Source organism: Methanospirillum sp., assembly GCF_035406105.1.
Classification (GTDB): domain Archaea; phylum Halobacteriota; class Methanomicrobia; order Methanomicrobiales; family Methanospirillaceae; genus Methanospirillum.
Map to the genome: position 1 here is coordinate 8,171 of NZ_DAONKG010000032.1, position 8,954 is coordinate 17,124.

An 8,954-nucleotide genomic window follows, 5' to 3' on the forward strand; every position below is an offset into this window, starting at 1 on the left:
CCCTGTTGTTATTCTGTTATCGTTCACTCATTCCCGATCTCTTAAATACTGATAACCGGTAACAGTACAACGGACTTTCATGAGCACGATGGGATCATTCTCACTGTTCTTTTTCAATTCAATCCTCTCCTTTAGATAGGGGTCTGGACAGTTCCGGGCCCCTGTAATTTATGATTACTGTTACTTTAGGTTATCAGGAGATGTAGGTATGCACCATATAACACAAACAAAAATTCAGAAAGGAAGTTCTCTCCATGTTGGAGGACTCGTTATGGAGGGACAATGCAATTAACCCTGAACGAGAAACGACTGCTTCTCGAACTGGAAAAAAGAGGAACAACCACCCCTGACGAGATAGGGAAAATTCTGGATCGGCCGGCTGATTCAGTAATACAGTATGGAGGGCTCCTGTCCCAGAAGGGCCTTGCCCGGGTGGATCGTTCGGTTACAAAAACACTGACCCTGACCGATGAAGGCAGGCAGTACCTGACAGAAGGCCTGCCTGAACGGCAGCTCTATAATAGTTTTGGTGAATCTGCACCGATAACGGAACTGAATAACCACCCTCATGCCAGGATCGGACTAGGATGGATGAAACGTCTTGGCTGGGTGAAGATAGAGGCAGGAAAAGTCATAAAAACCGGGCAGGCGCCTTTGTCTCCCCTTGAGAACTCTCTGAAAAACCCCAATGATGCCCCAGAGGATATCAAAAAGGAACTCCTTAAACGCGGACTTGCCACTGAAGAAGAGTCAGTCCGGTACACGATCAGCATCACCGATGAAGGCCGCAGGGTAGCGTCAGCCGGGATTTCGCTTACTGAAGAGACGGGGACACTGACTGCCGATCAGATCAGTTCAGGTGCATGGAAGGACCTCTCTCTCCGGCGATATGACATCACCAAGCACCCCCGTCCTATCTGGCCAGGCAAGATCCACCCGTATCAGCGGATGATCGACGAGATGCGACGGATTCTTCTTGACATGGGCTTTACCGAACTGCATGGCAGTATCATCCAGGGAGCATTCTGGAATTTTGATGCCCTGTTCCAGCCACAGGATCATCCGGCACGGGAGATGCAGGACACTTTTCATCTGGCTGGAAAGCAGGACCTCCCGGACGGGTGGGAGAAAGTCCGCGATATGCATGAATCAGGAGGCGACACCTCGTCAACCGGATGGGGGGGAACGTGGGATCCGGAAAAGGCAAAAGCAACCGTGCTTCGGACTCACACCACCAGTCTTTCCATCCAGCATCTTGCCACACACCCGGAGCCACCAGTCAAAGCATTCTGTATCGGCCGGGTGTACCGGAGGGAAGCAATAGATCCCACGCATCTGCCTGAGTTTGAACAACTTGAAGGGATTGTCATGGATACGCATGTAAACTTTCGGAACCTTCTTGGGTACCTGAAAGAGTTCTATGGCAGAATGGGATTTGAATCGGTCAGGTTCAGGCCCGGATACTTTCCATACACTGAACCCAGTGTGGAACCTGAGGTATATATTGAGGATCTTGGCTGGGTTGAGCTTGGAGGAGCCGGTATCTTCCGGGAAGAAGTCACCGCACCGTGGGGAATTACCTGCCCGGTCCTGGCCTGGGGGCTTGGTGTATCACGGGTTGCCATGCTCCGAATGGGTCTGACTGACCTTCGTGAGCTTTATCAGAGTGATATCGACTGGATCAGGAGTATGCCGGTCGTTCATGGGGGGCGGTGCTGATGCCGGTTGTTTCCCTCCCCTATACATACCTTGAGCGTCTGTGTGGAACGGACCGCAAGACCATCATTGATCATCTCCCCATGATCGGATCTGATATCGAGCGTATCCTTGATGATCAGGTGGATGTTGAGTTCTTCCCGTCACGGGTGGATCTCTACTCAACCGAAGGAGTCGCCCGTGCCATGCGGGGATTTCTTGGACTTGAGACTGGTGAGGAGGTTTATCCGGTAACTCCCTCATCGATCTCATTCTCAGTTGATGAAAACCTAAAAGAAATCAGGCCATATATTGGTTCAGCGGTCATCAGGAACATCAGCCTTGGTAACGAAGCCATCATCAGCCTTATGGGGGTGCAGGAGGCCCTGCACTGGGTTGTTGGACGTGGGCGGGCGAAAGTTGCCATCGGGGTTCATGACCTTGACAAGGTAACGCCCCCGTTCCGGTATTATGGTGCTCCCCTTTCACGGTCTTTTGTTCCCCTTGATTTTGACCGTGAGATGACACTAGCCGAGATCATGGAGGAACATCCGAAAGGCCGTGATTACTCTCATATTGTCAGGGATAAACCATTTATGCCACTTATCGAGGATGCACACGGAAATGTCCTTTCATTCCCGCCAATTATTAATGGAGAATTGACAAGGGTCACGGAAGCATCAAAGAACCTGCTCCTTGATGTAACCGGGACTGATGAACGAGCGGTCATGACTGCTCTAAAAGTACTCTGTACAACGCTCATCACCGCCGGAGGAACATGTGAGAGTGTTCTGGTAAACGGTGTCCGCATGCCTGATCTCTCCCCGGTCCTTCGTACCATCAGTGTTCCATCCTGCAACCGTCTTCTTGGAACCTCGTTTTCTGCCGAAGAGATTGCATCCATTCTGCAAAAGATGCGGTATGGTGCAGAAAAAACGGATGAAAACACCGTCTCACTCAGAGTCCCCTGCTATCGGGCAGACATCATGCACGAGTGGGATGTATATGAGGATGTTGCTATCGGTGCAGGCTTTGCGCATCTTAAAGCAGAACTTCCTGCAACGTTTGCAACCGGATGTGAACATCCGATCATCGCCCTGGCCTCATTACTCCGTGATATCTGCACCGGGCTTGGGTATTTGGAGGTCATGCCGTTTACCCTGTCCAATGAGGACGTTATGTATGCCCGGATGCAGCGGGAGCCTGATCCAGAAGCGCTTTGGGTGTTGCATCCGATATCTGAGGAGCAAACACTGGTCAGAACCGATCTTCTGCCGCTGCTCCTTGATCTGCTCAGGATGAACAAACGGCGTGAACTGCCGCAGCGGATCTTCCATACCGGAGACGTTGTCTCTTCGTGTAAGACATATCAAAAACTCGCCCTGGCGTCAACCCATCCGGGGGCTGACTTTTCTGAGGCGTATGCTACCGCTGATGCCCTGATGAGAGAGCTTGGAGTTTCCTATATCCCGGCTGAAAGTTCTGATCCTGCCTTTATTCCCGGAAGAGCCGTTGACATGATGGTTGACGGGAGAAAGGTAGGCATATTTGGGGAAATTCATCCGGGTGTGCTTAATAATTTTGATATTGATCAGCCGGTTGCCGGGATTGAGATCGATCTCCATCTGCTCTTTCCGATGGATCAGGAAACGAAATCTTAAACCCGTTTCCCGTCTCAGCATAGGACAATCACAGCCTATGCAGAAACGATACACAATTCTGGTAACCGGCCGGGTGCAACGGGTCGGTTTCAGGGGATTTGCACGACTGATCGCAAACCGTTACGGAGTTCTCGGGTATGCAGAGAATCTTCCTGACGGTTCGGTCAGGATTATTGCGGAAGGTGAGGAGGAAGGACTTGCCCGGTTTTGTGAGGATCTCAAAGCAGAAGATGAACCACTCATCCGGGTTGATTCGCTGTCGTTTACTGAATCAGAAAGCGAAGGAACATTTACCCACTTCGAGCCTCATTTTGGTGATTTTCAAAAAGAGATGTTTTACCGGTCAGAGCTGGGGCTTGAGTATCTGAAGGAGATGATCAAACTGCAGAAACGAAGTCTGAAGATGCAGGAAGAGATGGTCAGTGCCCTTCGTGACATGAAAAAGGAATCGAAAAAGCGCCGTGAAGTCCTGGAACGGGTTATCGAAGCCATCCATACCCAGGGAGTCGGATGATGGCGGAACAAAAATATGCGTTCCCGGTCGTCTGTTCAGGTCTTACTCCAGGTATGGTTGCCGATATCAGAGCCCTTGAGCAGATATGTGTCAGGGAACCCTGTGAAATCATCCTGTATTTTGAACCGGATCTTGCATACCATTCAACCTATGAGAAGGATTGTGCAGAGTATGGGAAATTTGCAGAGCATGAACGCCCCTTCATCCCCCTCCCCCTCTTTCTCGAGATCCAACGTGAGATGAATCCTGCCTTTGATAATGCATTACAATCAATCCCTCTCGGAATAACCATTGTCAGGGTTGAAATGTCCAAAGAAGCAGCCATCCCGCGAATCATCGGGTTGCTCCCCTTTCTTGATGAGATGGATATGTCCTGAACTATCCACAGTATCCCCTTTTTTCTGATACGTTCCTCTGTATACGTATCCCGGACAGATCCTTATAGAATAAACTATATGCTGCTATATATCAGCCTTAATAATATATACCCTGTTTTATGATCCAATACGAATATCTTTCATGATGAAAGAAGAATTTCTGTAGTATGGCAGTAAACATGGGGCGGAGCGTTGGGACACCATTTCGGGAGCAATTCCTGACACTCAAAGTTATGGCCAATACAATCAGGTCACAGGAGCAGTTTCTTATGATGGTGGAGCGGGAAACCATTATTCCTGACATGGCCCGCCGTCTTGCAAAAGAGGCGGTCTCTTCAGATCTCCTCTCAAATAAACGCGTCCTTCTTGATTTTTTATACAATATGCTCGCCCGTACCGGTCGGAATGAGCCTGAACTTGACATCGAATTTCATTATATCATCATCGGAAAAGAGTTCTTTGAAGTAGATAAATGCGTTCTCTGGATGGATGAGTATGAGATATCCATACCGTTTGAGATAGGAGACAAACTGGGAAAGATCATCATTGGAGAAGATACAACTGATGCGGTCAAAAAAATCATGACCTTTTATAAATCGGCTGAGACCAGGTTTGATCGTGAACAGTTTGGAAAAATGGATAGGTGTTCACTACTTATCCTCGAGGAACACTATCCCCAGTCCTCATGGCACATCAGGATGCGACTGCCGGCACAGATACTCAATGACTATCCGGTCAGTATCTGAGCACCTTTTCGATCGTTTTGTCCCGGGTATGAGATGTTCTTAATCTCCCCAAGGTTTTTGAGAACATTGTCTGCTCTGGTTGCAATCTGATGAAGCCGGTACGTTTCCTCAGAGGATGCAAGGAATCTGATCTCCTTGACCTCATCGATCACTTCTTCAAGGAGATTCCCAGATGAATCTGAAAGACCCGGACCGGTTCCGGTGCCAGTCTCGCCAGGGAGAATGATAGCAGCAATAAAGTGAAGCACCCCTTTTTCAACAATCGGGAGCATGTCAACCCGGTACCGGCGGGATGTCCCCTTCACCTGAATTGGCCCGGTAATAGAAAATCCTTTCCCCTCCTTAAACCGGTTTTTTCCAGAGATCCAAATTTTTTTACAGAGTTCAGGCAGGTCTTCAATACTTGCTGCGGCAGAATCATATGACCCTGAAACCATCCGGTAAAAATTCCGAAACGCCGTATTTGTAAATGCTATTGAACCGTTCGTGGACAGGAGCATGATGGGATGGGGTATTGCCTGCACGGCAAGAATTCCCAGGCGTAAATCCGGTGGCCGCTGGGATGAAGGTGGAGGCATAGAAGCAGGTGACGGGCTTTTCTCTTCTGCCCGACGCTCTGGAACCTGTTGCGGTTCTTCAGGCTCACTTCGTGCAGCAGTGGTACGGTAGAGTTTATGCTTGTGCGCCACCATCTCGATGTTACTGTACAATTCCCGCTCTTTGAAGGGCTTGATAAGGTATCCGAACGGTCCTGACTCAACCGCTCGTTTGATGGTATCTTCATCCGAGTGAGCGGTCAGGTAAATACTGGGAATATTATACTGCTGATAAATCTGTTTTGCAGTCTCTATTCCATCCATATCTCCCTGAATACGGATATCCATGAGGATAAGGTCCGGACGTTTCTCCCTGGCAAGCTCAATAGCCTCCCTCCCGTCAAATGCGCTCCCGACTACTTCGTACCCCAGTTCCTTGAGTGTTTTTTCCAGCATCACCGAGGTAACCGCCTCATCTTCGACGATAAGAATTCGTCGTTGAGTCATACTTTCATCCTGTTCTCTTCTGTCTTCGGGAATATTATGGTAAATGTTGTCCCTTTCTCGCTTGTTATCTCAAGTCTGCCCCGCAACTGGTGGGTGAGCTGGGATGTCAGTTCCATTCCGAGGGACTGGCTTTTTCTGATATCAAAATCCTTTGGCAGACCCTTCCCGTCATCTGAAACCTGCATCCGGTATGATGACGCATCCTGTGTGAATGAAATCCGTATCTCACCTTCCGCTTCGGGTTTAAATGCATACTTGACGGCATTCATAATCAGCTCATTCAGGATAAGTCCACACGGTATGCATCGCTCAATGTCCAGGAAAATGTCGGGATCCACCATCACCCGGAGGTTCAGCCGTGCAGATATTCCTTCATATTCCTGTTTAAAATGATCAACCAGTTTGTTTATATACTCTTCTACTTGGATCTTACCAAGATCTTTTGAGTTATATAAGAGTTCATGGATGGATGCCATGCTATAGACCTGATTCCGGCACTCCTGAATAATCTCCTGTGCCCGGGGGTCCTGAATTCTCATGGACTGAAGTTTTAAAATTCCTGAAATGATCTGCAGATTATTCTTCACCCGGTGATGAACTTCCTTAAGCAGGAGTTCCTTCTCATGCAGTGAGGTGATGATCTGCTGATCTGTCAGGACCCGGTTTGTTACATCATTGTAGATAAGAAAGATCTCAAGATCGGTACGTTCATATCCGACTGGCGAACTGCTGAGAAAGATATCAAAATATCGTATTCCATAGGGATATGTGATTGCACACTTCTGCAGAGTCCGCGATTTCTTATCCTCCAGCATTCCGGCAAGTGCTTTCTCCAAATCAGGGTCAGCTGTCTTGAATAATTGCTGAAATGATGTTCCGATCAGTTCATTCTTCGTTTTTTGTTCAATCGTCTCGGCAGCACGATTGAGATCAATGAGGATGGTATTTTTCACTGTGCCATCACTTTTAAAAATGAGGCATCCTGCCGCCATCAGCATAAAGAGGGTCTTCAGCCGTGTATGGAACATTCTGACCTGGTCATCAAGGGTTTTCTGCTTGGTAATATCCATGATAATGCCCTCAATACCGGCAGGATTCCCCTCGGCATCCAGTACACCAGTCCCCTGTTCGGAGACCCACCGGTATTGGTTATCCCGGGTTATAATCCGGTATGTCAGTCTGAATCTGACATTCTTTTGAACCGCCCGGGTGATAACCTCAAGAATTTTGACCCGGTCCTGCGGATGAATGAATGACCCCCAGGAGCGGACCGCATTATGCATGATATCGCGGGGATAATAACCGGTAAGGTTGTACACTGCCTCACTGACAAAGTCCATGGTTCGTTCTTCGTCAATATGTCCCTGGTATACCATACCCGGAAGGTTCCGGATCATGGCTTTCATCCGGTTCTCACTGGTTCGCAGTGCCTCTTCGGCAAGCCGGTTTGACAGGTGTGCAGAGACCTGGACGATAATATCATTGATAAACCGCTGCTGTGAGAGGTCATAGGCAGTGAGGCTTGCGGAGGTAAAAATGTGAACAACCCCGACGGTCCTGCCATGATGGGTCATGGTGATACAGGCATCTGAGCGGATCCCCCCGCTTTCAACCAGAACCGGAGTGACTGCCCTGATATCCTCTTCGTCCCTGAACACCGGAGTTTTCTGATGCATAACCGAATAAAGCATCTGCCCGAGTTGGAACTGGACAGAATCACTGGTGTAATGATCAGACGATCCGCTAACCATTGCAAGATTGAGTTTTTTCTCTTCAAAGAGGTAGATTGCCACCCCCTCCATCCCGGAGACATCAAGAATGGCCCGGGTGCAGATAAGAAGGGTCTCTTCAAGGCTTTTTGCATTGGCATTTGCAAGTGCCAGATCGCGTTGTATCTTCAGGTTCCTCTCAGCCCGGTAGAGTTCAACCGCTTTTGTGACGTTATGTGCCAGCTCTGCAAATACAACCTGGGGCAGTTTTTCTTTCTGCACATAAAAATTCGCTCCTGAATTCATCGCTTCAATGGCGATATCCTCCTTCTCCTTGATGGTAAAGAGGATAAAGGGAAGGGCATTATCAATTTCCCGAACCTTTCTGAGAAGCGTGATACCATCCATCAGCGGCATGGAATAGTCAGAGATGATCGCATCAACAGACTGACTCTGAATGATCCCGAGTGCCTCTTTCCCTGATGAAGTGGTTATTGTTGAAAAGCCGAATTTCTGTTCGAGTATGCGCCGCTCGAGATCAAGGAGGTCTGGTTCATCATCAACCAGAAGAACACGAATCATCAGGTTTCTTTAAAATAAGCTATGCTGTCAGTTAACCATATTGATCCAATCTCCTGATTACCGGATCTCCCGTGCTATTGAACAGAACAGGGTCATCGGACCTGCGGTAAAAAAAGTCCGTGATACTTCAACCGGAATGATGGTTCCATCTTTGCGGACATGAGTTGAGATAACCCGTGATATGCCAGGTTCATCTTCTGCCTGCTCCCACATCTCATCCCATATCACAGGGGTAATCTCCTGGTTTATATCAAAGACCGATATCGATGCGATCTCTTCTTTGGTATACCCAAGAAGTCTGCAACTGGTTTCATTGGCCCTCCAGAGGCGTCCGGATCGTTCAAAGAGGAGTATTGAGTCTGATGCATGGTTAAAAGCCGCTTCAATAATAAGAAGTTCACGCTCTATCCGCTCTCTTCGGGCAATCTCCTTCATCAGATCCTGGTTTGCCTGTCGCATCTCTTTTGTCCGTTGTTTGACCAGGGCTTCAAAACTGGCGTGGAAGGTATGTAATTGTTCCTCAAGATGCTTTTCCCGGGAGATGTCATGCCCAACGGCAAGATATCCGGACAATCTGCCATCTTCTGTGAAAATTCCCCGGTATGTCCACTCTTCATAGGCCATCAT

At 48.5% G+C, this 8,954-nt stretch carries 8 protein-coding genes; 5 read left to right on the top strand and 3 right to left on the bottom strand.

What is annotated here, in order from left to right:
- The first annotated feature begins 282 nt into the window (after nt 1-282).
- The 5 genes from pheS (at nt 283) to PLA23_RS03215 (ending at nt 4,993) form a co-directional block, all read left to right on the top strand.
- Nucleotides 283-1,719 carry a phenylalanine--tRNA ligase subunit alpha gene (pheS, locus tag PLA23_RS03195; protein WP_324329485.1) on the top strand — a complete coding sequence of 479 codons (1,437 nt, stop codon included), beginning with the start codon at nt 283-285 and terminating at the stop codon, nt 1,717-1,719.
- The gene (gene pheT, locus PLA23_RS03200) at nt 1,719-3,356 is read left to right on the top strand and encodes a phenylalanine--tRNA ligase subunit beta (protein ID WP_324329483.1); all 1,638 of its coding nucleotides are present in this window, start codon (nt 1,719-1,721) and stop codon (nt 3,354-3,356) included. Before pheS ends, pheT begins: the two co-directional genes overlap by 1 nt.
- Nucleotides 3,357-3,393: 37 nt before the next feature.
- Nucleotides 3,394-3,870 carry an acylphosphatase gene (locus tag PLA23_RS03205; RefSeq protein ID WP_324329481.1) on the top strand — a complete coding sequence of 159 codons (477 nt, stop codon included), beginning with the start codon at nt 3,394-3,396 and terminating at the stop codon, nt 3,868-3,870.
- Nucleotides 3,867-4,247 (top strand): hypothetical protein, encoded by a 381-nt coding sequence (locus PLA23_RS03210; protein ID WP_324329479.1) that lies wholly within the window; start codon nt 3,867-3,869, stop codon nt 4,245-4,247. Before PLA23_RS03205 ends, PLA23_RS03210 begins: the two co-directional genes overlap by 4 nt.
- Nucleotides 4,248-4,414: 167 nt before the next feature.
- Nucleotides 4,415-4,993 (top strand): hypothetical protein, encoded by a 579-nt coding sequence (locus tag PLA23_RS03215; protein WP_324329477.1) that lies wholly within the window; start codon nt 4,415-4,417, stop codon nt 4,991-4,993.
- On the opposite strand, the gene PLA23_RS03220 is transcribed toward PLA23_RS03215, so the two are convergent.
- The 3 genes from PLA23_RS03220 to PLA23_RS03230 all read right to left on the bottom strand — a co-directional run.
- Nucleotides 4,975-6,036, bottom strand: coding sequence for a response regulator (locus PLA23_RS03220; protein ID WP_324329475.1), 1,062 nt, complete (start codon nt 6,034-6,036; stop codon nt 4,975-4,977). The genes PLA23_RS03215 and PLA23_RS03220 overlap by 19 nt on opposite strands.
- Nucleotides 6,033-8,327 carry a histidine kinase dimerization/phosphoacceptor domain -containing protein gene (locus PLA23_RS03225; protein WP_324329473.1) on the bottom strand — a complete coding sequence of 765 codons (2,295 nt, stop codon included), beginning with the start codon at nt 8,325-8,327 and terminating at the stop codon, nt 6,033-6,035. Before PLA23_RS03225 ends, PLA23_RS03220 begins: the two co-directional genes overlap by 4 nt.
- 57 nt (nt 8,328-8,384) lie before the next feature.
- Nucleotides 8,385-8,954: PAS domain S-box protein (locus PLA23_RS03230; protein WP_324474003.1), on the bottom strand; the 570-nt coding region annotated here is incomplete at its 5' end.